This window comes from Trinickia sp. NRRL B-1857 (assembly GCF_050470685.1).
Classification (GTDB): Bacteria; Pseudomonadota; Gammaproteobacteria; order Burkholderiales; family Burkholderiaceae; genus Trinickia.
On sequence record NZ_JBFLUK010000011.1, the window covers coordinates 2,190,807 to 2,213,388 of the forward strand.

At 61.6% G+C, this 22,582-nt stretch carries 19 protein-coding genes; 11 read left to right on the forward strand and 8 right to left on the reverse strand.

The window, feature by feature from the left end; translation table 11 throughout:
• Nucleotides 1-137: 137 nt before the first annotated feature.
• Together AB1286_RS30155 and polA are read right to left on the reverse strand one after the other, a co-directional pair.
• Nucleotides 138-1,484, reverse strand: coding sequence for an NAD(P)/FAD-dependent oxidoreductase (locus tag AB1286_RS30155; protein WP_430366852.1), 1,347 nt, complete (start codon nt 1,482-1,484; stop codon nt 138-140).
• A 159-nt stretch (nt 1,485-1,643) separates the two neighbouring features.
• Nucleotides 1,644-4,421: a DNA polymerase I gene (gene polA / locus AB1286_RS30160; RefSeq protein ID WP_430366853.1), complete on the reverse strand. Its 2,778-nt coding sequence runs from the start codon at nt 4,419-4,421 to the stop codon at nt 1,644-1,646.
• Between the two features lies 1 nt (nt 4,422).
• On the opposite strand from polA, the gene AB1286_RS30165 reads away from it, so the two are divergent.
• Nucleotides 4,423-5,166: a TIGR00730 family Rossman fold protein gene (locus AB1286_RS30165; RefSeq protein WP_430366854.1), complete on the forward strand. Its 744-nt coding sequence runs from the start codon at nt 4,423-4,425 to the stop codon at nt 5,164-5,166.
• A 184-nt stretch (nt 5,167-5,350) separates the two neighbouring features.
• Here the strand turns inward: AB1286_RS30165 and AB1286_RS30170 are convergent, their stop codons facing one another.
• Nucleotides 5,351-6,394 (reverse strand): LacI family DNA-binding transcriptional regulator, encoded by a 1,044-nt coding sequence (locus AB1286_RS30170; protein ID WP_430366855.1) that lies wholly within the window; start codon nt 6,392-6,394, stop codon nt 5,351-5,353.
• Nucleotides 6,395-6,579: 185 nt separating this feature from the next.
• Here AB1286_RS30170 and AB1286_RS30175 point away from each other — a divergent pair, with 185 nt between their 5' ends.
• From AB1286_RS30175 to AB1286_RS30195, 5 genes are all read left to right on the forward strand, one after another.
• Nucleotides 6,580-7,743 carry an ABC transporter ATP-binding protein gene (locus AB1286_RS30175; RefSeq protein WP_430366856.1) on the forward strand — a complete coding sequence of 388 codons (1,164 nt, stop codon included), beginning with the start codon at nt 6,580-6,582 and terminating at the stop codon, nt 7,741-7,743.
• A gap of 31 nt (nt 7,744-7,774) precedes the next feature.
• Nucleotides 7,775-9,772: a beta-galactosidase gene (locus AB1286_RS30180; RefSeq protein WP_430366857.1), complete on the forward strand. Its 1,998-nt coding sequence runs from the start codon at nt 7,775-7,777 to the stop codon at nt 9,770-9,772.
• A 58-nt stretch (nt 9,773-9,830) separates the two neighbouring features.
• Nucleotides 9,831-11,084, forward strand: coding sequence for an ABC transporter substrate-binding protein (locus AB1286_RS30185; RefSeq protein WP_430366858.1), 1,254 nt, complete (start codon nt 9,831-9,833; stop codon nt 11,082-11,084).
• Nucleotides 11,085-11,158: 74 nt separating this feature from the next.
• Nucleotides 11,159-12,127: a carbohydrate ABC transporter permease gene (locus AB1286_RS30190; RefSeq protein ID WP_430366859.1), complete on the forward strand. Its 969-nt coding sequence runs from the start codon at nt 11,159-11,161 to the stop codon at nt 12,125-12,127.
• A 12-nt stretch (nt 12,128-12,139) separates the two neighbouring features.
• A complete protein-coding gene (locus AB1286_RS30195; protein WP_430366860.1) occupies nt 12,140-12,991 on the forward strand; it encodes a carbohydrate ABC transporter permease in 852 nt (283 codons plus the stop codon).
• A gap of 4 nt (nt 12,992-12,995) precedes the next feature.
• Here the strand turns inward: AB1286_RS30195 and AB1286_RS30200 are convergent, their stop codons facing one another.
• Complete coding sequence (locus AB1286_RS30200; RefSeq protein WP_430366861.1) at nt 12,996-14,297, reverse strand: aspartate aminotransferase family protein; 1,302 nt, start codon at nt 14,295-14,297, stop codon at nt 12,996-12,998.
• 123 nt (nt 14,298-14,420) lie between these two features.
• Nucleotides 14,421-15,020: a hypothetical protein gene (locus AB1286_RS30205; RefSeq protein ID WP_430366862.1), complete on the reverse strand. Its 600-nt coding sequence runs from the start codon at nt 15,018-15,020 to the stop codon at nt 14,421-14,423.
• Nucleotides 15,021-15,306: 286 nt separating this feature from the next.
• Between AB1286_RS30205 and AB1286_RS30210 the strand changes: the two genes are divergently transcribed.
• From AB1286_RS30210 to AB1286_RS30220, 3 genes are all read left to right on the forward strand, one after another.
• Nucleotides 15,307-15,780, forward strand: a complete 474-nt coding sequence (locus AB1286_RS30210) for a VOC family protein (protein ID WP_430366863.1) — start codon at nt 15,307-15,309, stop codon at nt 15,778-15,780.
• Between the two features lie 97 nt (nt 15,781-15,877).
• Nucleotides 15,878-16,426: a GNAT family N-acetyltransferase gene (locus AB1286_RS30215; protein WP_430366864.1), complete on the forward strand. Its 549-nt coding sequence runs from the start codon at nt 15,878-15,880 to the stop codon at nt 16,424-16,426.
• A gap of 26 nt (nt 16,427-16,452) precedes the next feature.
• Nucleotides 16,453-16,758 (forward strand): NIPSNAP family protein, encoded by a 306-nt coding sequence (locus AB1286_RS30220; protein ID WP_430366865.1) that lies wholly within the window; start codon nt 16,453-16,455, stop codon nt 16,756-16,758.
• A 45-nt stretch (nt 16,759-16,803) separates the two neighbouring features.
• On the opposite strand, the gene ppk2 is transcribed toward AB1286_RS30220, so the two are convergent.
• Both ppk2 and AB1286_RS30230 read right to left on the reverse strand, forming a co-directional pair.
• The gene (ppk2, locus tag AB1286_RS30225) at nt 16,804-17,730 is read right to left on the reverse strand and encodes a polyphosphate kinase 2 (protein ID WP_430366866.1); all 927 of its coding nucleotides are present in this window, start codon (nt 17,728-17,730) and stop codon (nt 16,804-16,806) included.
• Between the two features lie 166 nt (nt 17,731-17,896).
• A complete protein-coding gene (locus tag AB1286_RS30230; RefSeq protein ID WP_430366867.1) occupies nt 17,897-18,772 on the reverse strand; it encodes a helix-turn-helix transcriptional regulator in 876 nt (291 codons plus the stop codon).
• A gap of 194 nt (nt 18,773-18,966) precedes the next feature.
• Here AB1286_RS30230 and AB1286_RS30235 point away from each other — a divergent pair, with 194 nt between their 5' ends.
• Both AB1286_RS30235 and AB1286_RS30240 read left to right on the forward strand, forming a co-directional pair.
• On the forward strand, nt 18,967-19,878 hold the full coding sequence (locus AB1286_RS30235) for an NAD(P)H-binding protein (protein WP_430366868.1): 912 nt from the start codon (nt 18,967-18,969) through the stop codon (nt 19,876-19,878).
• Nucleotides 19,879-20,140: 262 nt separating this feature from the next.
• Entirely contained in the window at nt 20,141-21,301 is a 1,161-nt protein-coding gene (locus AB1286_RS30240) for a glycoside hydrolase family 53 protein (RefSeq protein ID WP_430366869.1), read from the forward strand.
• Between the two features lie 6 nt (nt 21,302-21,307).
• On the opposite strand, the gene AB1286_RS30245 is transcribed toward AB1286_RS30240, so the two are convergent.
• A complete protein-coding gene (locus AB1286_RS30245; protein WP_430366870.1) occupies nt 21,308-22,579 on the reverse strand; it encodes an MFS transporter in 1,272 nt (423 codons plus the stop codon).
• Between the last annotated feature and the right edge of the window lie 3 nt (nt 22,580-22,582).

Sequence of the window (22,582 nt, forward strand, 5' to 3'; positions counted from 1 at the left end):
GCGATCCTGGAGAAAAACAGGAAGCCTAATCGCTTAGCCAGAGAGAATAGGCGGCGGCGCCCCGATTCAGACCGAACGAACCCAACACGATAGTCGGCGTGCGGCCTAGCGGTTCGGCCGCACGCGTCGTTCTGCGTTTAGTGCAGTTTGACCCGAGGCAGCGTCGTCCGCCGCAGCCAGTGCGCGACCGTATCGAGCATCATCCGCGGATAACCGTGCAACGCCGCGACGTGCAACCGATACAGCGACATATACATAAAGCGCGCAAACAGCCCCTCGATGAGCATGCTGCCGCCGATCAGGCCGCCCATGAGATTGCCGACCGCGCTGAAATGGCCGAGCGATACCAACGAGCCGAAATCGCGGTACGTGAACTCGGGCAGCGGCTTGCCTTCGAGGCGCTTGGACAACGCCTTCAACAAGAAGCTCGCCTGCTGGTGAGCCGCCTGGGCCCGCGGCGGAACATTGCGTTCGTTGCCGGGCCACGGGCAAGCCGCGCAATCGCCGAGGGCGAAGATGTCGTCGTCGACTTCCGTTTGCAGTGTCCGGCGCACGCTGAGTTGCCCGAGGCGGTTGACCGTGAGCCCGTCCAATTGGCCTAACACGGGCGGCGCCTTGATGCCTGCCGCCCAGACCGTCAGATCGGCGCGTACGACCTTGCCGCTCGCCGTGCGCACGATGCCGGGCGCGACCTCCGCCACCGTCTCGCCGATCATGAGCTTCACGCCGAGCTTGCGCAGCAAGTCGGCCGTTGCGCTCGATACGCGCTCTTGCAGCGCCGGCAAAATGCGCGGGCCCGCTTCGATCAGAACGATCCCGATGTCGTTGCGCGGATCGAGCTTATGCAAACCGTACGCGGAGAGCACCTGCGCCGTATTGCGCAGTTCGGCCGAAAGCTCGACGCCCGTCGCACCGCCGCCGACGATGGCGACTTGAATTCGCGGCTCGGTTTCCGGCGACGTGCCGGGGCCCGACTCCACCGTCTCGTGCGGCTGGTGTTCCGCCCGCATGCAGGCTGCGATGAGCCGCTTGCGAAACCGATCCGCTTGCGCGACGGTATCGAGTGCGATCGAATGCTCGGCTGCACCGTTTACGCCGAAAAAGTGGGTCGTGCTGCCGATGGCGATGACGAGCGTGTCGTATTGAAGCTCGCGTCGCGGCAGTATTTCGGCGCCGTCGGCATCGATGACGGGGGCGATCGTGATGCGCTTGGCCGCGCGATCGATGCCGGCCAGCTCACCCTGCTGGAATTCGAAACCGTGCCAGCGCGCCTGTGCCGGATATTCGAGTTCCTGTGTGAACGGATCGAGACTGCCCGCCGCGACCTCATGCAGCAAGGGCTTCCAGATATGTGTCGGATACCGATCGACGAGCGTGACGAGCGCACGCGCCTCGCCCGCTCCTCGCCCGCCATAACGATCGCCAAGGCGGGTTGCCAACTCGAGCCCGCCCGCGCCTCCTCCCACGACGATAAAACGATGCATGCCGATACTCCCTATGCCGTTGATAATTCGGTTCGGTCGCCTGCTCGTGGGGAGCGCCGCGAGCAAGGTCGGTCATTGTCCGCGAAGCGGCGCTCGCGCGAGGCGGCCCGGGCTTATTGAAGCCATACGGGCGAACGCATGAGCGCCGGGATCAGCGCATCAATGCGCTTCCTCCCAATTCGCGCCGGCACCGACTTCCGCCACGAGCGGCACTTTCAGCGCCGCCACGCCGCACATCAATTGCGGCAGTTTCTCGCGTACGACGGACAGTTCGTCGTCGGGGACTTCGAGCACGAGTTCATCGTGCACCTGCATGACCATGCGGCTCTTGGCATTTTCTCGTTCGAGCCATGCCTGCACCGCGATCATCGACATCTTGATGAGATCGGCGGCCGTGCCTTGCATCGGCGCATTGATCGCCGCCCGCTCGGCGGCTTGCCGGCGCGGACCGTTGCCGCCGTTGATCTCGGGCAGCCAAAGCCGGCGCCCGAAAACCGTTTCGACATAGCCTTTGATCTTCGCATTCGCGCGCGTTTCGTCCATGTAGCGCGCCACGCCAGGATACCGCGCGAAATACCGATCGATATAGAGCTTGGCCGCATCTCGCGTGATACCGAGATTGGAGGCCAGCCCGAACGAGCTCATCCCGTAGATCAAGCCGAAGTTGATGACCTTCGCGATGCGCCGCTGATCGCTTGTGACCTCGAGCGGCGTCACCCCGAAAACCTCGGCCGCCGTGGCGCGGTGGATATCCTCTCCTTGAGCGAACGCGCGCAGCAGCGATTCGTCGCCCGAGATATGCGCCATGATGCGCAACTCGATCTGCGAATAGTCGGCCGAGACGATCTTGCTGCCCGCCGGCGCGATGAATGCCTCGCGGATCCGGCGGCCTTCCGCCGTGCGCACGGGGATGTTTTGCAAGTTCGGATCGTTCGACGCAAGCCGTCCCGTCACTGCGACCGCTTGCGCATAATTCGTATGCACGCGCCCCGTCTTCGGATTGACCATGCGCGGCAGCTTGTCCGTGTAAGTGGACTTCAGCTTGGACAAGCCGCGATGCTCGAGCAAGAGCTTCGGCAACGGATAATCTTCGGCGAGCTTTTGCAGCACTTCTTCGTCGGTGGACGGCGCGCCGCTCGGCGTTTTCTTCACGACGGGCAACTGCAATCGCTCGAAAAAGATCTGCCCGATTTGCTTAGGCGAGCCCAAATTGAATTCGCCGCCGGCCAACTCATAGGCCTCGCCTTCCAATTCGATAAGACGCGAGGCGATCTCGCTGCTCTGACGACGCAGCCGTTCGCTGTCGATCAGCACGCCGTTGCGCTCCATCTTGCGCAATACGCGTGCCGTCGGCAGTTCGATGTCGCGATAGACGTGCAGTAAGCCCGCCTCTTGCTCGATCTGCGGAAAGAGCGCCTCGTGCAATTGGAACGTGACGTCGGCATCCTCGGCCGCATATTCGGCCGCCTTCTCGAGCGGCACCTCATCGAAACCGATCTGCTGCGCGCCCTTGCCCGCTACGTCCTCGTACTTGATCGTCTTGACCCCGAGGTGACGCGAGGCAAGGCTGTCCATGTCGTGCGGACGATGCGACTCGAGCACGTACGATTCCAGCAACGTGTCGTGCTCGACGCCATTTAACTCGATACCGTGATTGGCCAGCACCTGCTCGTCGTACTTCAAGTGCTGGCCGACCTTCTTCTTATCGTGGCTTTCGAGCCAAGGCTTTAGCTTGGCCAGCACCTCGTCGCGCGGCAACTGCACCGGCGCGTCCGGGCCGCGATGCGCGACCGGAATATAGGCCGCGCATCCCGCGCCGACCGAGAAGGATAGGCCGACGATCTCGGCTTGCATCGGATCGAGCGAGGTCGTCTCCGTGTCGAACGACGTCAGCTCGGCCGAATCGATCTTGGCGAGCCATGCGTCGAAATGCTCCCAGCTCTGCACAGTCTCATAGCAACGCTCAGGGGCGATCGTCGGCGCGCTCTGGGCCGCGAGCAGGCCCGACGGCTCCGTTTCGCCCGCTTGGGCCTGGGCATCTTGCGCCCCCTCGATCAGCGCTTCGACCTCGCGCAGCCAGGTCCTGAAACCGTGCCGCATGAACAGATCGCGCAACTCGAGCGGCGATTCAGGCCGAGCCGGCAACGTTTCGTCGATCGAGACGACATGCTCGGTCAGATCGCATGCGCGCTCGACCGTGACGAGCCTCTTGGCGAGCGGCAAAAAATCGAGCGCGCGGCGCAGATTTTCGCCGACGACGCCCTTGATCTCACTCGCATGCGCCACGACGCCGTCGAGCGTTTCATATTGCGCAAGCCATTTGACGGCCGTCTTGGGTCCGCACTTTTCCACGCCGGGCACGTTATCGACGGTATCACCGATCAGCGACAAGTAATCGACGATGCGCTCGGGCGGCACACCGAACTTCGCAATGACGCCTTCGCGGTCCAGCGTTTCGTTCGTCATCGTGTTGACGAGCTTGACATGATCGCTCACGAGCTGTGCCAGATCCTTGTCACCCGTCGAGACGATGACGTTCATCCCCTCGCGTTCGGCAGCGGTGGCAAGCGTGCCGATGACGTCGTCGGCTTCGACGCCGTCGACCATCAGCAGCGGCCAGCCGAGCGCGCGTACGGCGAAATGGATCGGCTCGATCTGCTTGGACAGGTCGTCCGGCATCGACGGACGATGGGCCTTGTAATCGGGGTACCAATCGTCACGGAACGTCTTGCCCTTTGCGTCGAAGACGCACGCGCTATACTCTGCCGTGACTTCCTTGCGCATGCGACGCAACATGTTGATGAAACCGTAGATGGCTCCTGTCGGCTCGCCGTCGGGGCCGCGCAAGTCAGGCATCGCATGGTAGGCCCGATACAGATAGCTTGATCCGTCGACCAAAACGAGGGTCTTACCTTTCAGGTTCCGTTCTTCAGGCATTATGAACAAGAGAAAAGTGATTCCGAGTCTGCGATCGCTCGCAGATCAAGAACGCGCAACGGCCAAGAAGGCCCGCGCGTCGTGGCAGATGTTCACGATTATGGCAGAGTTCATCGAGGCGACCGAGTACCTCTCGGAGATTCGCCCGGCCGTTAGCATTTACGGCTCGGCGCGCCTTAAACCGAGCTCTCCCTATTACAAACTCGCGACCCAGATCGCACGCAAGCTGTCGGACGCGGGCTTCGCCGTGATTTCGGGCGGCGGCCCGGGCATCATGGAGGCCGCGAACAAGGGCGCGCATGCGGGCAAGGCGCCATCGGTCGGCCTGAACATCGAGTTGCCGCACGAGCAATCGGGCAACCAATGGCAGGACATTTCGCTGCGTTTCCGCCACTTCTTCACGCGCAAGGTCACGTTCGTCAAGAACTCCGATGCCGTGATCGTCATGCCGGGCGGCTTCGGTACGCTCGACGAACTGGCCGAAGTGCTCACGCTCATCCAAACGAAGAAGTCGCGCCACGTGCCGATCATTCTCGTGGGCGCCGAGTTCTGGAAGGGGCTCCTGCATTGGTTCGAGACGGCCCTGTTGCCGATGGGGCTCATCAACCCCGAAGACATGAACCTCATGCAGGTGATCGACGAACCCGACCAAGTCCTCGAAGCGGTGCTCGCTTTCTATGAGGATCGCGGCGAAGCCGAACCGCACGCGACGAAGTCGGACGAGGACCGGATGTTCTATCTATAAGCGAAGCGCATCTAAAGCGACTCTCGCTGAGGGCTTGATTGCCGTGCCGTTCGGGCGGTGGCGCTGCCTACGCGGCGGCACTGCCTTGCAAGCACGGCATGGCCTCAATGCTCCGGCAAGCCCATGCCGCCGGTAGGCTAGGCGGCGTTCGGCAAAAAGCACATAAACGTCGTGAGTGCGCTCGTCAAATTGCCTTCTGCGCCGGCCCTGTCGACGCACGGACGACGAGGCGCGGCGCAGACGTCACGCAAACGCGAGCCTGCCGCGCGCCCTCACCCGCCGCTCTCGCGGCCGACGTTTCGATCAACTCGAGCAGCAACTCCACGGCAAACTCGGCCGCTTCGATCGTCGGTACGGCAACCGTGGTCAGCGCAGGACGCGATTCGCGCGCAAGTTGAATATCGGTGATCCCAATCACGGACAGGTCGCGCGGCACGTCTAGACCGAGATCGGCCGCCGCCTGCATCGCGCCGAGCGCCGGCAAATCGTTCGTTGCAAAGAGCGCCGTCAGATCGGGATGCGCTTTCAACAACTCGAGTGCTGCGGCATAGCCGCCCTGTGTCGTGTCGGGTGTGTAACACACCGGTGCAGCCGCACCGTCGAGCCCCTCCTCGCGCATGGCATCGAGGAATCCGTCATAACGGGCCGCATGAATCCCGTACACCTTGCTACCGATGATCGCCCCGATCCGTCGATGCCCAAGCTCAAGCAGGTGCTTGGCGGCCAACTCCCCAGCCAATCGAAAATCCACCGCCACACAAGGCAATCCGGGGGGATCGAGCGGCCGCTCCCACATGCACAGCACGACCGGCGCGCCACGCAACTCGGTCATCCGCAAATCCTCGAAATCGAGGTTCGCATTCATCACCAAGACGCCTTCCGATAACGTCCCCGCGATCTGATCGAGATAGGCACGCCCGGTCTGCGGATCGCCCTCGGTATTGCAGATGATAAGGAACTGCCCCTTACGCCGCAGGGCGTTTTCCACCGCCAGCGCGAACTCGGGATAAAACGGGTTCGCGATGCTCGACACCATCAGCGCGATCGTCGGCGCCCGCCCCTCGGCCAATGCGCGTGCAGGCAAATGCGGCCGATAACCGAGCGCGGCAATCGCGCCGAGCACCCGCTGGCGTGTCGCCTCCCCCACTCGGCCCTTGTTGCGCAAGACATTCGAGACCGTGGCAGGCGTAACGCCGGCCCGCACGGCCACTTCGTTCAGTGTCGGCATCGATTCTCAATAAATGGGAAGGTTATTCAACATTTGCGTGATCGCCTCGAGCGCGGCACCATGCACCGAACACTCAACAAAAATGCAGGAGACGCAGCGTCCGGTCGCACATCGCGACCGCTTTTTACGGGACGCTGATTAAGCGCTTAATCATTTGGCGCAGATTAGAACACGGAGACGGCACGATGGCGAGCATTTCATTGCGCGGTGTGCAAAAGGCCTATGGCGACGGCGCCCCGGTGATCCGGGACGTCGATCTGGAAATCGGCAAGAACGAATTCTGTGTCTTCCTCGGCCCATCGGGCTGCGGCAAGTCCACGTTGCTGCGGATGATCGCCGGCTTGGAGGACGTGACCGACGGCGACGTTTCGATCGCCGGCAAGCGCGTCAACGACGTACCCGCCGCGCAGCGCGGCGTGGCCATGGTCTTCCAAAGCTACGCGCTGTTTCCGCACATGACGGTCTACGAGAACATGGCGTTCGGCCTGAAACTCGCGAAGACGCCCAAAGCCGAAATCGACCGCAAGGTGCGCGACGCCGCTCGCATTCTTCAACTCGACACCCTGCTCGATCGACATCCCAAAGCGCTCTCGGGCGGGCAACGGCAACGTGTCGCGATCGGACGCGCGATCGTTCGGGAGCCCGGCGTCTTCCTCTTCGACGAACCGCTGTCGAATCTCGACGCCACGTTGCGCGGGCAAACACGCATCGAAATCGCGCGGTTGCATCGGCAATTCGCGGACGCGAGCGTCGTCTACGTCACGCACGATCAGATCGAGGCCATGACGCTCGCCGACAAGATCGTGCTGCTGCATGCCGGCCGCGACACCGAACGGTTCGGCAGCATTGCGCAAGTCGGCGCGCCGCTCGAGCTCTATCACCGGCCGAAGAGCAAGTTCGTCGCCGGATTCATCGGCTCTCCACGTATGAACTTCCTGCCGGGCAGCATCGCCTCGATCGAATCTGACGGCGTGACCGTCACGCTCGACGGCAGCGGCGAATCGGTGCGGCTGCCCTTGCAAGGCGAGCGGCTTCTCATCGGCGAAGCCGTCACGTTCGGCGTGCGCCCCGAGCATCTCGAACCCATACAAAACGAAACGTCCAAGCCCATCGAGCGCGACGCCGTCACGCTCGATCGCACCGTCACGCTCATCGAAGCCCTCGGCGAGCACAGCTACGTGCACCTCGACCAACCGGGCGGTGCGGTACTGATTGCCAAGGCGCCGGGCGACGCACGTCTAACGCGCGGCGACACCGTCCGTTTTCGCGCGCCGGCCCATGCATGCCACCTATTCGCGGAAGACGGCTTCGCCGTTGCGCCGCTCAGCAACGTCGCACAACACGCGTGATCGACATCGACACCGACAAGAGGACCATGCAATGCGTCTAGGAGTCTGCTATTACCCCGAGCACTGGCCGGAGGCCATGTGGAAAGACGATGCCGTGCGGATGCGCGAGCTCGGCATCAAGCAGGTACGTATCGCCGAATTCGCATGGAGCCGCATCGAGCCCTCGCCCGGCGAATTCGATTGGGGCTGGCTCGATTGCGCGATCGACACGCTCGCGGCGGAAGGGCTCAACGTCGTCATGTGCACACCCACAGCCACGCCGCCGAAGTGGCTCATCGATCGTCATCCCGACATCTTGCCGGTAGGCGCCGATGGGCGCGTGCGCGCATTCGGATCGCGCAGGCATTACGACTTTTCCTCGCCCTCGTACTTCGAAGCGTCGAAGGCCATCTGCGAAGCCGTTGCGTCGCGCTATGGCAAGCACCCCGCCGTCGCCTATTGGCAAACCGACAACGAATACGGCTGCCACCAAACCGTCGTCAGCTATTCGCCCGCCGCGCTCGAACGCTTTCGCGGATGGTTGAAAGCGCGCTATGGCACGATCGACGCGCTGAACCGCGCATGGGGCACCGTGTTTTGGAGCATGGAGTACCGCGACTTCGATGAGATCGACGCGCCGATCGGCACCGTCACCGAAGCGCATCCGTCGCATCGGCTCGACTATCGGCGCTTCGCATCCGACGAGCTTGCGCGTTATAACCGCATGCAAGTCGACATCATCCGCAAGCATTCGCCGGGGCGGCCGATCGCGCATAACTTCATGCAGCTCTTTACCGAGTTCGACCACTATAAGGTGGCTGACGACCTCGACGTCGCCGCATGGGACAGCTACCCGCTCGGCGCGCTCGAAGAACAGTGGTACGAGCCCGAGGTCAAAGCAAAATTCCTTCGCACGGGCCACCCCGATTTCGCATCGTTCAATCACGATCTCTACCGTGGCATGTCGAAGCTGCCGTTCTGGGTCATGGAGCAGCAGCCCGGCCCCGTGAACTGGGCGAAATGGAATCCCGCGCCGCTGCCGGGCATGGTGCGGCTATGGAGCTGGGAAGCGTTCGCGCACGGCGCGGGCTGCGTATCGTATTTCCGTTGGCGCCAAGCGCGGTTTGCGCAAGAACAGATGCACGCGGGACTCAATACGCCCGACAATCGCCTCGACATCGGCGGCAGCGAAGCGCAGCGCGTCGCACAGGAGCTGCGCGCGTTAGCCGACCATGCGGACGCGGACCCGCAAGGCAGCATCGATACGCGCGTCGCGCTCGTCTTCGATTACGAAGCCAAGTGGCTCTTTGAAGTCCACCCGCAGGGGATCGATTTCCACTATCCGCGCTTCGCCGTCGAATACTACTCGGCGTTGCGAGCGCTTGGATTCGACGTGGACATCGTCTCAACGCAAGCGTCGCTCGACGGCTACCGGTTGATCGTCGTACCGCCGTTGCCCGTGGTGCCGCACGATCTCGTACGGCGGCTCGAAAATTCGCTTGCCCACGTGATCATCGGGCCGCGCACGGGATCGAAGACGGCCGAACTACAGATTCCCTCCAACTTGCCGCCCGGCCCCCTCGCTTCGATCATGCCGGTGCGGGTGTGGCGCGTCGACTCGATGCGGCCGAACGTCCATCCGCGCGTCACGTTTAGCGGCAACGTGGGAGAGGGACATGCGCGGCACTGGCGCGACCTGATCGACGTCGACCTCGGAAAAGACAGCCGCGAATCGATCGAGATCCGCGCGGCGTTCAGCGACGGTCATCCCGCCTACGTGAAATACGGCGCGGTGCATTACTTCGCGAGCCTATTCGACGATGCGTCCACGCAAGCGCTCTTCGCCCGCGTCGCGCGCGAAGCGGGGCTCTCACCCGAACCGCTTGGCGATACCGTGCGCGTAAGTCGACGCGGCGGCGTCACGTGGGTTTTCAATTACGGCACGCAAACCCACACGTTGCAGGCCGACATACCCAGCGACGCGTTTCTGGTCGGCTCTCGCGATCTCGAGCCGCAAGGGATCGCCGCCTATCGCACGCCGGCGCGCTGAACGCCCGACACGGATTCCGATGCAGCACCGACAACGACGTAATACATAGGAGACAGGCATGACGTACAAACCCCGCACCACGCTCGCCGCCGTCGCGCTCGCGTCGACCTTCGCGATGGGCACGCTCGCGACACCGACTCAGGCCGCAACGCTCGACATCAACATCGCCTTCAAGGGAGCGAGCCAGCGCGCCGTATGGACCCAGGTGGTGGACGAATTCAGAAAATCGCATCCCGGCACCGACGTCAAAGTCGCCTTCATCGACGAGGAAGCGTACAAAGTTCAATTGCCCGGCTGGTTGACCACGGCGCCGCCCGACATCGTGAACTGGCACGACGGGGAACGCATGGCTTATTACGCCAAGCGCGGTTTGTTCGAAGACCTCTCCGGCGATTGGACGAAAAACGGCTGGGACCAGACCTATGCGTCGACGAAAGAGGCGTCGTCGTATCACGGCAAGCAGTACGCCGCGCCCACCGTCTACTATTCGTGGGGCATGTTCTATCGCAAGGATCTCTTCCAGAAAGTCGGGATCGCGAGCGAACCGAAAACGTGGAACGAATGGCTCGACGATTGCAAGAAACTCAAAGCCGCGGGCATCACGCCGATCGCCGTGGCGGGACGCGATGCATGGACGTTGGCGGGCTGGTTCGATTACCTCGACTTGCGTTTGAACGGCAATGCGTTTCATCAGAAGTTGATGGCCGGGGAAGTCCCGTACACCGATGCACGCGTGAAGAAGGTCTATACGACGTGGAAGCAATTGCTCGATGCGGGCTACTTCATCGAAAACTCGCTGTCGTACGATCTCGACTCCGCACAGCCGTTCCTATTCCAGGGCAAGGCGGCGATGATGTTGATGGGCACGTTCATCACGGGCGGCTTTTCGCCGACGGTCAAGCAGCAAATGGGCTACTTCCAATTCCCGATCATCGATCAGAACGTGCCGACGGCGGAAGACGGCCCCGTCGAAACGCTGAACATTCCCGCGAAGGCGAAAAACAAGGCCGAGGCGCGCGCATTCCTCGCGTTCGTCGAGACGCCCCAAGTCGGCGCGCAACTCGCGGTGGGACTCGGCTCCTTGTCGGCAAACAGCCAGTCTCCGGAGCCCGACGATCCGATTTCGAAGATCGGCTTCCAAATTCTGTCGAATACGAAGGGCGGTATCGCTCAGTTCTACGATCGCGATATGACGAAGGAAATGGCCGACGAAGGCATGAAGGGTATGCAGCAGTTCGTATCCGATCCCACGCAACTCGATTCGATCCTCGCCCATCTGGAGCAAGCGCGTCAGCGCATCTATAAGAAGTAGCTTGATGAGGCCGCGCGTGGCGCCGCTCATCGAGTACGCCGCGCGCCGCTGCCGTGTTCGTTTAGGAGGTTGACGTGTCTCAGTTCATCACTCAGCGAGCCAATAGCGCCGGGGCCGCCCGCCCAGGCGATGGGCTCCCGCCGTCCGCGCCGACGGGCCGGCCAAGCCCGAGTGCGCGCCGTCGCCTATCGCCGACGGCACGCCGCCAACGCCGCGCGGCGATGCTGTTTCTCGCACCGGCATGCGTGATGGTCGCGATCTACGTGATATGGCCGGTACTGTCGACGATCCGCCTCAGCCTCTACAACTGGGACGGCATGACCGACGCGACGTTCGTCGGTTTGGCGAACTACGTGGAACTCTTTCACTCGCAGACGTTTTATACCGCACTCAAGAACAACGTCATTTGGCTGGCGATGTTCTTGCTTGCGCCGCCGATGGGGTTGGCGATCGCGCTCTACCTCAATCAAGCGGTCGCCGGCATTCGCATCGTCAAGTCGCTCTTCTTCGCGCCGTTCGTGTTGTCGGGCGTCGTGGTCGGCCTGATTTTTTCATGGTTCTACGACCCGACCTTCGGCTTGCTCGCGTTGATCGTGGGACACGGGATCCCCGTGCTCGGCGATCCCCACTATGCAACGCCGGGCATCATCCTCGCCGCGCTGTGGCCGCAAACCGCGTACTGCATGATTCTGTACCTCACCGGCCTGACGACGTTGAGCAGCGAGCAAATCGAAGCCGCGCGCATGGAAGGCGCGAAAGGTTGGGCGCTCCTCTGGCACGTGATTCTGCCGCAGTTGCGGCCGACGACGTTCATGGCCGTCGTCGTGACCGTGATCGGCGCGCTGCGCAGCTTCGATCTGATTTCAGTCATGACGGGCGGCGGCCCATTCGAGAGCTCGACGGTGCTCGCGTATTACATGTACGACCAGGCCATCAAGTATTACCGGCTCGGTTACTCGGCCGCGATCGCTGTCGTATTGTTCGCGATCATGCTGCTCTACATCGTTTTTCATCTGCGCCGGCTGCTCAAGAACGAGCGATAAGGAGTCACGAACATGTATCCCATGCCGGTCGAGAAATGGAAACCCGCGGCACGACGCGCTTATAAGCTGACGCTGCCGGTCGCGCTCATGATATGGCTGCTGCCGATGATCGCCGTCCTGGTCACATCGGTGCGGTCTTCGGAAGAACTCAGCGAAGGAAATTATTGGGGATGGCCCAAGCATTTCGCTCTCGTCGAGAACTACCGCGAAGCGCTGACGGCATCGCCCATGCTCCATTACTTTTGGAACAGCGTGCAGATCACGTTGCCCGCCGTCGCCGGTGCGATCGCGCTCGCCGCCATGGCCGGCTTCGCGCTCGCGGTCTATCGGTTTCCGGGCAACTCGGCGCTGTTCGCGGCCTTCGTCGCGGGTAATTTCGTGCCGATTCAGGTCTTGATGATTCCTGTGCGTGACTTGTCTTTGAGGCTCGGCCTATACAACTCCGTGAGTGGATTGATCCTCTTTCATTTGTCGTTCCAAACGGGGTTTTGCGCACTGTTCTTGAGAAACTTCATCAAGCAGCTACCGTTCGAATTGATCGAGGCCGCGCGCATCGAAGGCGCGAACGAGTGGACCGTGTTCTTCAGGATCGTGCTGCCGCTCATTCGGCCCGCGCTCGCGGCACTCGCAATTTTGGTGTTCACGTTCGTCTGGAACGACTACTTCTGGGCGCTTTGCTTGACCCAAGGCGACGATGCGGCACCGATCACCGTGGGCGTGGCGGCGCTAAAGGGGCAATGGACGACTGCCTGGAATCTCGTATCGGCCGGCTCCATACTGGCGGCTATGCCGTCGGTCGCGATGTTCTTCGCGATGCAAAAGCATTTCGTCGCCGGATTGACGTTCGGTGCGACGAAAGGCTAACCCGTCATAGCGAACGCTCGATGGCCTGCGCGAGCAAGCGCAGGCCTAAGTCGATCTCGTCTTCGCTAACGGTCAACGGAGGTGCGATCCGAAAAACACCGCCCATGCCCGGCAATTGCACGATGTTCATGCTGAGCCCAAGATTCATGCATTCCCGGGTGATTTTCGCACCGAGCCCGTCCGCGGGCTCTTTCGTGCGGCGATCCTTGACGATCTCCATCCCGAGAAGCAGCCCTCTTCCGCGAACGTCGCCGATGCAGTCGAAGCGTTCCATCAAATCGAGCAGCCCTCGCTTGAGCCGATCGCCCATCGTGTTCGCACGCGCGACGAGGCCGTCGCGCTCCACCACCTCGAGCACGCGCAAGCCGACCGCGGCGGGAAGCGGATCGGATACGTGCGTGGTGTAGAACAGGTAGCCCAATTCGTGCGCCCGCTCTTCGATCTGCGCCGAGGTGATCATCGCCGCCAGCGGCAAACCCGCTCCCAGCGTCTTCGACAATGTCAGCATGTCGGGCGTCACGCCGTCGCGTTGGCAGGCGAACATCGTCCCCGTGCGACCGACACCCGTTTGCGCTTCGTCGAGAATCAGCAACATGCCGCGTTCGTCGCATTTGCGCTTGAGCGCGGCCATATACCCCAACGGTAATTCGATGATGCCGCCGGAGCTCAAGATCGGCTCGGCGATAAAGGCCGCCAGATTGCCGCTGGACTGGCGATCGATCAAATCGAACGCATAGTCCAATTCCGCGAGGAAATCGTATTGGCCCGCGCGTTCGAAACGCGGCCGATAGGTGAACGGCGCCGGGATCGCGAACGAACCGACGGCGGCGGGACCGACGCCCTTGCGCCCGGCGCTATAAGTCGCGGAGGCCGCCGCGCCCGTCATCCCGTGCCACGACTGCGCGAATCCGACGATCTCGTATTTGCCGGTGACGAGTTTGGCCATCCGAATAGCCGCTTCATTCGATTCCGCGCCCGTGCTCAGCAGCAAGGCACGGTCGAGGCCGGCGGGCGTGATGTCCGCCAATCGCGTCGCCAAATCGACGACGGGCCGCGAGAGCATTCCGCTAAATAAGTGATCGAGCTTGCCCGCGTACTCGTTGATGACGGAGACGATGTCGGGATGGCTGTGCCCGAGCACCGCGCTCATTTGCCCCGACGTGAAATCGAGAATCGCACGTCCGTCCGCGTCATAGACGAAGCTGCCTTGCGCACGCTCGATGATCATCGGCTCGAACTTGCCGCCATACCGAACCAGATGCCGGCTAGCGTTGAGCCAAAACGTCTCGTCGTCGTTGCGTGACATCGCGCGTCTCCCGGCCGATAGCGGCAATGAGTTGCAGTCTAGAGAAACGCGCGCATTCTCACAACGTCCTCGATTGCTCCATTCGAGCGACATCTCGGCTATCGACTACCGGGCATCGTCGCATTAAGGCCAGGCGGCTTTCGCCACGCAATCGAAGACGAGCTCCTTGCCCGGATTCGAATTGTCGTTTGGCACATAGACTTGTATCTCAGCCGACGGCGGATAGTTCACGTTATCCTTGGGATCGCAAGCGGCACTCTGTCCGGGGCCGATGACGATCTCCGAACCGACTTTCAATCGGCATTGCGTCACCTGATCCAGTGCACTCCAGCTTGGGCAGATCTCATTCTTTACCCGGTAGGCGTCGCGCGGCCCCGCGGGCGGTGCGAAGCTCCACCATTTCCCGAGTTCGCTCCAAGGCTTGGCCGTATCCCAGACGCGGTAGACCGTGAGCGGCTGCGTGACCTGGTACGCCTCTCCCATGCATAGGCCGCCCTTTCCGGGCGGCTGTACCGTAGCGGCAAGTAACGCCGGATCGCTGACCGGCGTGAGGCCATAGGGCGGTTCGATCGCGCCGACGCATTGAGCTTGTTGCGCGCTTGCGCCCTGTTGCTGGGGCGGTAATGCGGTACAGCCGGCGAACGAAACCGCCGCGGCGACCGCGATTAAGATCCCTGGAGTAAGGCGACTCGGGTGTAGCTGCGAACGAGCGGGTTCGTTCATGGCTTGGGCGTCTCCTACAATCGTCGCTCGGAAAATGCGATAGTTCCCATATCTTAGGAACAATGGCGACTTATTCACAAACGCACCTACTACAACTCGGGGCAATCGCGGTTTAGTGTGAGCCGCCGTTAAACGATTGTTTGAATTCTTGACTGGACCGGTGCGCCGCACGGAAGGTTCGGATCGCATGGGCGATCGCGTCATGTCGATCCCAACGGCCTTCGATCGTCGTATCGATGACGGCCTTCGCCGTACCTTTCAGTTTGTTATGTTGAGGAGCCTCGCCATGTCGATTCAGAAAATCACGCCATTTCTTTGGTACTCGACGCAAGCCGAAGAAGCGGCCGCGTTCTATGCCGGCATCTTTCCCGACTCGCGCATCGTCAAGGTCACGGCTGTCCCGGGCGCGGGCTCGACCAAAGTGGTGGAATTCCTGCTGTTTGGGCAGCCCTTCATCGCCATGAGCCACGAAGGCGGCGAATCGTTCAATCACTCCATATCGTTGATGGTCAATTGCGGCGATCAGCGTGAACTCGACCGCTACTGGGACATGCTTGTCGAAGGCGGCGGCGCGTATGACAACTGCGGCTGGCTCCGCGATCGTTTCGGCGTCTCGTGGCAGATCGTCCCAAACGATCTGATTCCGATGATCTCGGATCCCGACCCGGTCAAGGCGGCGCGCGTGGCCAAGGCGATGATGCAAATGACTAAGTTCGATGTCGCCGCATTGAAGGCGGCCTACGCCGGGACTGAAGGTTGAAGTCGTCGTTGTGCTTGACGATCCACCGTGCGATCGCGTGCCTATGCGCGATCGGCGCGCTTGCAGGCACCGCATCCTAATTCCATAGCAACTCGATGTGAACAAAATCTTCCATACAGAACGGCTAACTATTCGCTGCCCCCAAACCGGCGACGGCAAAGCGGTGTTCGAAGCAACGATGGATTCGCTCGATGAGCTGCGCGAATTCCCGGCGTCGCTCCCATGGGCGACCGAGGTACCTTCGGTCGATCTATCCGAAACGTTTTGCCGTAGTGGATCCGAAAACTTCGCGGCTCGGCGGGACTTCCCCTTCCTCATGCTACTTCGCGACACAAGCACGGTGATCGGCTGCGGAGGCATACATCGGCCTGTCTGGTCGCATGCGGCATTCGATATCGGCTGGTGGGGCCGAACGCCCTATCTCGGCCAAGGCTTGATCACTGAAGGCGTGCAAACATTGCTTCGATTCGCGTTTGCCGATCTGCGGGCACGCAGAGTCCAAGCCTTAGTCGACGAACGGAATAAGAAAAGCCGGCGACTCTGCGAGCGCGTCGGCCTGACGCTAGAGGAGAGACCGCACGATTGCGGAACAGATATTGACGCCAAGCACCGAAACATTAAGATCTACAGCTCGACGAATATGTGACTGACTCACCTCCGCCATCGTCCATTATGATCACTTGCCACGTCCGTTACATCATCGATCCGGATCACATCGCCGAATTCGAAACCTACGCGAAGATGTGGATTCCCCTTGTAGAGCGATTCGGCGGCACGCATCACGGTTACTTCCTTCCCGGCGAAGGCGCCAATAACATCGCGCTGGCGCTTTTCTCGTTTCCAAGCCTCGCGGCATACGAGGTATATCGAACCGATTCGCAGCAAGACCCGGGTTGCCGCGCCGCATTCGACTACGCGCGAAAAACCCGCTGCGTTGTCAGCTACGAGCGCAGCTTCTTTCGCCCAGTCTTGGCCTAGCGCCGATCGTCGCGCCGGGAGCGGACGAACGCGTTGCGAGAATGATCAGTAGATCTCGGGAACGATCATATTGCCCGGCACCGGTTGCCGAATATAGTCTTCGTTGTGCACCCGTGCCGGTAGCTGAATCGCGCGGTGTTCCACCTCGCCATAAGGCACCTGGCTCAGCAAGTGATGGATACAGTTCAGGCGCGCCCGCTTTTTATCGACGGCCTGCACGACCCACCAAGGCGCGTCACTATGGTGCGAGCGTTGCAGCATGACTTCCTTGGCTTGCGTATACGCTTCCCATCGGCGCCGGCTCTCAAGATCCATCGGGCTCAACTTCCACTGCTTGAGCGGATCGTGAATGCGAGCCTGGAATCGAATCTCCTGCTCTTCGTCCGTAATCGAGAACCAGTATTTGACGATCTGGATGCCGCTTCGCACGAGCATCTTTTCGAACTCGGGCACCGAGCGGAAGAACTCTTCGTACTCGTCATCCGAGCAAAACCCCATCACGCGCTCCACGCCGGCGCGGTTATACCAGCTACGATCGAACAACACCATTTCGCCGCCGGCGGGCAGGTGGCCGACGTAACGCTGGAAATACCATTGCGTGCGCTCCCGATCGCTCGGCGCGGGCAGCGCCGCTACGCGGCATACGCGGGGATTGAGCCGCTGCGTGATCCGCTTGATCGCGCCGCCCTTGCCCGCCGCATCGCGGCCTTCGAAGATCACGACAAGCCGGTGCCCCGTTGCCACGATCCAATCTTGGAGCTTGACGAGTTCGCCTTGCAGCCGAAACAACTCGCGGAAGTAGTGCCGGCGCAGGCTGCGCGCCTCGGGAGTGAAGGCGTCGGAACCGTCTAAAATGCGGTCGTCAATCTCCATTTCGAGTTCCTCGTCGTAGGCGTCGACGAGATCCTCTTCGAAACGGCGTTGCCGTTCGGCAAAGAACTGCGCATCGGATATCGAGTCCGGTTTATCCATCGCATACTCCCTAAAGATGAAGATGCCCGGCAGCCCGCCTCATTTAGCGGCCCCAAACTCCGCCATTATCGCCCACGGGCGGTGTCAGCCATATTACCGCCGCGTCGCATAGTCCGTTCCCGCATAGGAATGCGCCGAAAAGCGACGCATTGGCGGCCGAACGCCTTCATCCTTCGTTCGAATTCGATTTGATCAATGCGCGCGGACCGACACCGAGAAGCCGATTCATCCAATGCGCCATATGGCTTTGATGCGCAAACCCCGTTTCGAGCGCAACCTGCGCGATGTCGAGCGCCCCGGTCAATAACAACGCTTTCGCTCGCTCGACCCGGCGCTGCACGATATAACGATGAACCGGTACGCCAAACGTCTGGCGAAACAATACCTTGAAGTGCGGCACGCTCATGCCAAGTACCGCCGCCAGATCCGCCAGCGTCAGCCGCTGATCCAAGCTACCGTCGACAAAGTCGGCAATCCGCGCGGCCGCTTTGGGTGCGAGCGCCTGACGCTTCCGGTCGAGCGCAAGCTCAGCGCCCGCCAACCGAACCAGCATCGCCGTGCAAAGATTTTCCGCGAACAGCGAATCGGACGCCTCTTCGGCTTGCAATTCGGCCTGCAAGGCCCACGCCAAATGCTGAAGTCGCGGATCGCGCATTTGCAGACGCATTTGAAACTCGGCGCGAGAAGGCTTCAATTCCAATTGCTCGTAGATCGATTCGGCGAATGCCTCGTCGAACCAGATGCGCAAGACGGTGCAATCGGAGTCGTCGGCCCATTCGCCTTCCATGCCGGCCGGAACGACATCGGCATCGCCATGGGCTTGGACGCGTGCGTGCCGCCTGCCGTCGCAGATGCAATGGGCTCTCACGGGTTTGCCCATATGAACGCCGACACGGTGCTGGTCGGCCGCCGGAATTCGGTGCGTACCCGCCGAAATCGCGAGGATCTCCGCCCCAAAACCTTTCCACCCCCGCCCCTTGCTTGAAAGCAAGCTCGTACGAGTACCGTCGCCCAATTCGGCACGTGAAGCTAAAACGTTCATGGCGTTCGATCCTTCGCAGTGTTCTCGGCGTCGCTGCGACGAGTCTAAATGACATGGCCGAATCCCCGCAACGAACCACGCAACCGACTCAACCGACCATCCATTCGTGTTCTTTCGATCCGATCTTGATCGCCTCTAAGGCGGCACGACCGTAGCATGACTCGATACCGAGTAGGACAAGCAAAGGAGGATTCATGTACGTCATCTTCGGAGCGACGGGCAAGGTAGGCAGCGCCACCGTCACCGCATTGCGTCAAGCTGGGCACGCCGTCCGCGCGGTTGTGCGAAACAAAGACGAGGCCAAACGGTTCGCGGCGATCGGTTGCGAGAGTGTCGTAGCCGATCTGCGCACCCCCGAGTCCGTGCGATCCGCGATCGAGGGTGCGCAAGCCATTCAGATGCTGTGTCCCGTTCCGGTGGGCGACAGCGACCCCGAATCGACGATGCGCCGAATGATCGACGTCGCCGCCGAGGCCCTGCGTGCCGCCCCGCACGCACGCGTACTCGCCTTATCCGATTACGGCGCCGAGCTGAGCCATGGCACAGGGATCACCTTGCTCTTCAATTACCTCGAAACACGACTCCATTCGCTTGGAGGACGTCTGACGCTGCTGCGATCGGCCGAACATATGGAAAACTGGGCGCGCGTGATCCCAATCGCTTCGCAACAAGGCATTCTCCCGAGCTTGCATCATCCGGTGACCAAGCCGTTCCCAACCGTGTCCGCGCGCGACGTCGGCCTCGTCGCCGCGGAACTGTTGCTCGACAAGCCGCGATCGGATCTTGCACGGATAGTCAGTGTCGAAGGCCCTCAGCGAATCAGCGCCGACTACGTCGCACAAGTCCTCGGCGAGGCAGGCAATGCCAAGATCGCCGCGATCGCAGTGCCCCGCAGCGAATGGACCGCAACATTGCTGCGCGCTGGACTGACCGACAAACATGCGCGCTTGATCGCCGAACTTTTCGACGCGCATAACGCCGGAAAAATCGACGTCGAAGAGACGGCGAAGACCGAACGTCGCTTTGGCAAAACGACACTGCCCGAAGTCATCGCGTCACTGCTCGCCGCCGGTGGCCGCATACACTCGCCTATCGTGCAAGCCTAAGGATTGGAGCGACGCAATCGGCCGGCCGTACCAACCACATAGTGGACACGTGCCGAGCCTTTTGCATCGCGCTAAGGGCTTTGATAGGCTGACGTCACTGTGTCGGCTAAGCGCCGCTTCGTCTAAACGCTTAGGATTCCTTCGTTCCGAGGGGTAATTTCACGCGTCGATTCGCTCAAAAATTTAAGCGCTTAAATTTTGACGACGACGTCATCTTCCGACGCAGGCCAAGAACGTAAATCTGTCACCAGGAGGCATTCCGATGAAGAGACGATCTGTATTGGCATGGATGGCAACGGCTGCGGCGGCAAGCATGACCGCGGGCTTGCCGGAACTAGCGGGCGCCGCAACGAGCGACCTGCCGAAACCGGGCAATCGGCCGTTCGCGATGGGCGCGGACGTATCGACGCTGCTCGAACTCGAGGCGCATGGCGCGCACTACTATGAACATGGCGTCGCGCAAGACTGCCTACACATTCTCCGTCGTCATGGCGTGGATTCGATTCGCCTCAAGGTTTGGAACGATCCCGGCAATCCCGACTTCTTCCCCGCCAACCAGAGCCCTTCGGCCGGATACAACAATGCGCGGCATGTTTGCGCGCTCGCGCGCCGCGCCGCGGCGCTGGGGATGCGCGTTCTCATCGACTTCCACTACAGCGATTGGTGGGCCGACCCCGGCAAGCAGTACCCACCGCATGCCTGGGCCGGTGCGAGTCTCGACGAAACATGCAGTCTGCTTTCCGCGTACACGGAGGACGTATTGCGGATGCTACGCGCCGAGGGTGTACGCCCCGAGTGGGTTCAGATCGGCAACGAAATCACGGGGGGCATGCTGTGGCCGCTCGGCAAATACGACCAATGGGACAATCTTGCGGCCCTGCTGAAGGCTGGGCACGACGCGGTCAAATCCGTCGATAAGCATATCGACGTCATGCTTCACTTGGACAGCGGCGGCAACAACGCCACGAGTCGCTGGTGGTTCGACAACGCCATGCAGCGCGGCGTCACGTTCGATGTCATTGGGCTGTCCTACTACCCGCAATGGCAGGGCACGCTCGCCGATCTCGGGGCGAACATGAACGATCTCGCCACGCGCTATGGCAAGGACGTCATGGTCGTGGAGACCGCTTATCCGTGGACGACGAGCGATGGCGATTCCGAACCCAATGCGATGACGAACACCGGGTCGGTCTCCTATCCACCCACCCCCGAAGGTCAAGCCCAATTCATCGGCGCCCTCGTCGATCTCGTCAAAGCAGTGCCTAGCAATCGCGGGAAAGGCGTGTTCTGGTGGGAGCCCGAATGGACCCCGGTTCCGGGCGTGGGCTGGAAGGTCGGCGCGGGCGACCAGTGGGACAACAACACGCTGTTCGACTTTCACGGCAATGCACTCGCATCGCTGGATGCGTTCCGCCGGCGTTAAGCAGATTCAAGCGCGCCGCACGGCGGCGCGCGCGCTCGCTTTGTTCAATTGCACGCTGTCGAACGAGAGCAACGCAAATGCAAACACCGCAAGCGCCGCGCAGAGCAAGAACGCCGCGCGATAACCGAATGCGCCCACGATGGTTCCCGACAACACGCCGGCAAGTATCGATCCGACGCGCGACGCGTTGAAAAAGAGCGCCGTCGCCGCACCGGTCTCGCCGGGCATCAGATCCTGGATATAGGTCATCCCCAGGCAAGAAGTAATCGCAACAACGGTGGCGGACAGCGCCTGTAGAGGCACGACCGCCCACGGATCGCTTATCGCCGCCAACGCAACGAAGTATGCGGCATGCACGGCCGCCGCTGCGGTCAGCCACTTCGGCTTGTGCAATCTCGAGGACATGACGCCGAGCCAAAGCATCATCGGGATTTCGAGCAGCGCACCCGTGCCGAGCGCGGCGGATACGGCCAAGCGTGTACCGTTGAGCGCGTGAAGGAGATACAGCGGCAATAGGATCATCGTCGCATTGGCGACCAGACCGATCGTCCCCAGCGCAATCAAGATACGCGGGATCGCTCGGCGCGCGTAGGCGGCCAGCGCTTCGTTCGAAGCCTTATCGCCGATCGCCCCCGTAACTGGCACCGAGGCCGATCGAGCATCGGCAACCACAGCGATTTTCGGTGAATCCGCACCCGTTTCGGCGATGCGCAACGCAATTACCGCGCTAGCCGCGAAGCTCGCCGCCGCGAACGCGAAGAGCCCCTTGAAGCCCGCCTGGGCCAGAATCAATGCCCCCACTGCCGGACCGAATACCCAAGCGACGGACAAAAGCGTCCGCAGGGTGGCCGAGGCGAATTCGCTCTGCGCGGGGTCTTCGATCCGCAAGGCGGCGCGGCCGAACGCGAATATCTGCGACAACGATGCGGCGCCCGGGCCAAGTAGCACAAGGCCCACCACCGTGAGGGCGGCATAGCCGCGTACGAAGCTTAGACTCGCAAAGCCGAGCGTGGCCGCGACCAGCGATGCGACGAGCATCCCGCGATGGCGGCCTCGACGATCCGACCAGCGTCCGGCAGCGGTACTGGCCAACACACCGCTCGCGGAAACGAGAGTCATGAACACACCGAGCCGCAAGGGCGACATCGAGGCCTCTTCGATCCCGAATAGCGACAAGTACGGTGCCGTAAATGACAACGCGACGCCGAGCATCAGCGTCGCGGTCGCAAGCGGCACGAAGTGTGCCGTGCGGACAAGTTCGGTCAGACGCGTGCGCACCGT

Bases quoted from the DNA above. Each gene is read 5' to 3' on its own strand.
- AB1286_RS30155 (WP_430366852.1), bottom strand. From the start codon at position 1,484: ATGCATCGTTTTATCGTCGTGGGAGGAGGCGCGGGCGGGCTCGAGTTG.
- polA (WP_430366853.1), bottom strand. From the start codon at position 4,421: ATGCCTGAAGAACGGAACCTGAAAGGTAAGACCCTCGTTTTGGTCGAC.
- AB1286_RS30165 (WP_430366854.1), top strand. From the start codon at position 4,423: ATGAACAAGAGAAAAGTGATTCCGAGTCTGCGATCGCTCGCAGATCAA.
- AB1286_RS30170 (WP_430366855.1), bottom strand. From the start codon at position 6,394: ATGCCGACACTGAACGAAGTGGCCGTGCGGGCCGGCGTTACGCCTGCC.
- AB1286_RS30175 (WP_430366856.1), top strand. From the start codon at position 6,580: ATGGCGAGCATTTCATTGCGCGGTGTGCAAAAGGCCTATGGCGACGGC.
- AB1286_RS30180 (WP_430366857.1), top strand. From the start codon at position 7,775: ATGCGTCTAGGAGTCTGCTATTACCCCGAGCACTGGCCGGAGGCCATG.
- AB1286_RS30185 (WP_430366858.1), top strand. From the start codon at position 9,831: ATGACGTACAAACCCCGCACCACGCTCGCCGCCGTCGCGCTCGCGTCG.
- AB1286_RS30195 (WP_430366860.1), top strand. From the start codon at position 12,140: ATGTATCCCATGCCGGTCGAGAAATGGAAACCCGCGGCACGACGCGCT.
- AB1286_RS30200 (WP_430366861.1), bottom strand. From the start codon at position 14,297: ATGTCACGCAACGACGACGAGACGTTTTGGCTCAACGCTAGCCGGCAT.
- AB1286_RS30205 (WP_430366862.1), bottom strand. From the start codon at position 15,020: ATGAACGAACCCGCTCGTTCGCAGCTACACCCGAGTCGCCTTACTCCA.
- AB1286_RS30210 (WP_430366863.1), top strand. From the start codon at position 15,307: ATGTCGATTCAGAAAATCACGCCATTTCTTTGGTACTCGACGCAAGCC.
- AB1286_RS30220 (WP_430366865.1), top strand. From the start codon at position 16,453: ATGATCACTTGCCACGTCCGTTACATCATCGATCCGGATCACATCGCC.
- ppk2 (WP_430366866.1), bottom strand. From the start codon at position 17,730: ATGGATAAACCGGACTCGATATCCGATGCGCAGTTCTTTGCCGAACGG.
- AB1286_RS30230 (WP_430366867.1), bottom strand. From the start codon at position 18,772: ATGAACGTTTTAGCTTCACGTGCCGAATTGGGCGACGGTACTCGTACG.
- AB1286_RS30235 (WP_430366868.1), top strand. From the start codon at position 18,967: ATGTACGTCATCTTCGGAGCGACGGGCAAGGTAGGCAGCGCCACCGTC.
- AB1286_RS30240 (WP_430366869.1), top strand. From the start codon at position 20,141: ATGAAGAGACGATCTGTATTGGCATGGATGGCAACGGCTGCGGCGGCA.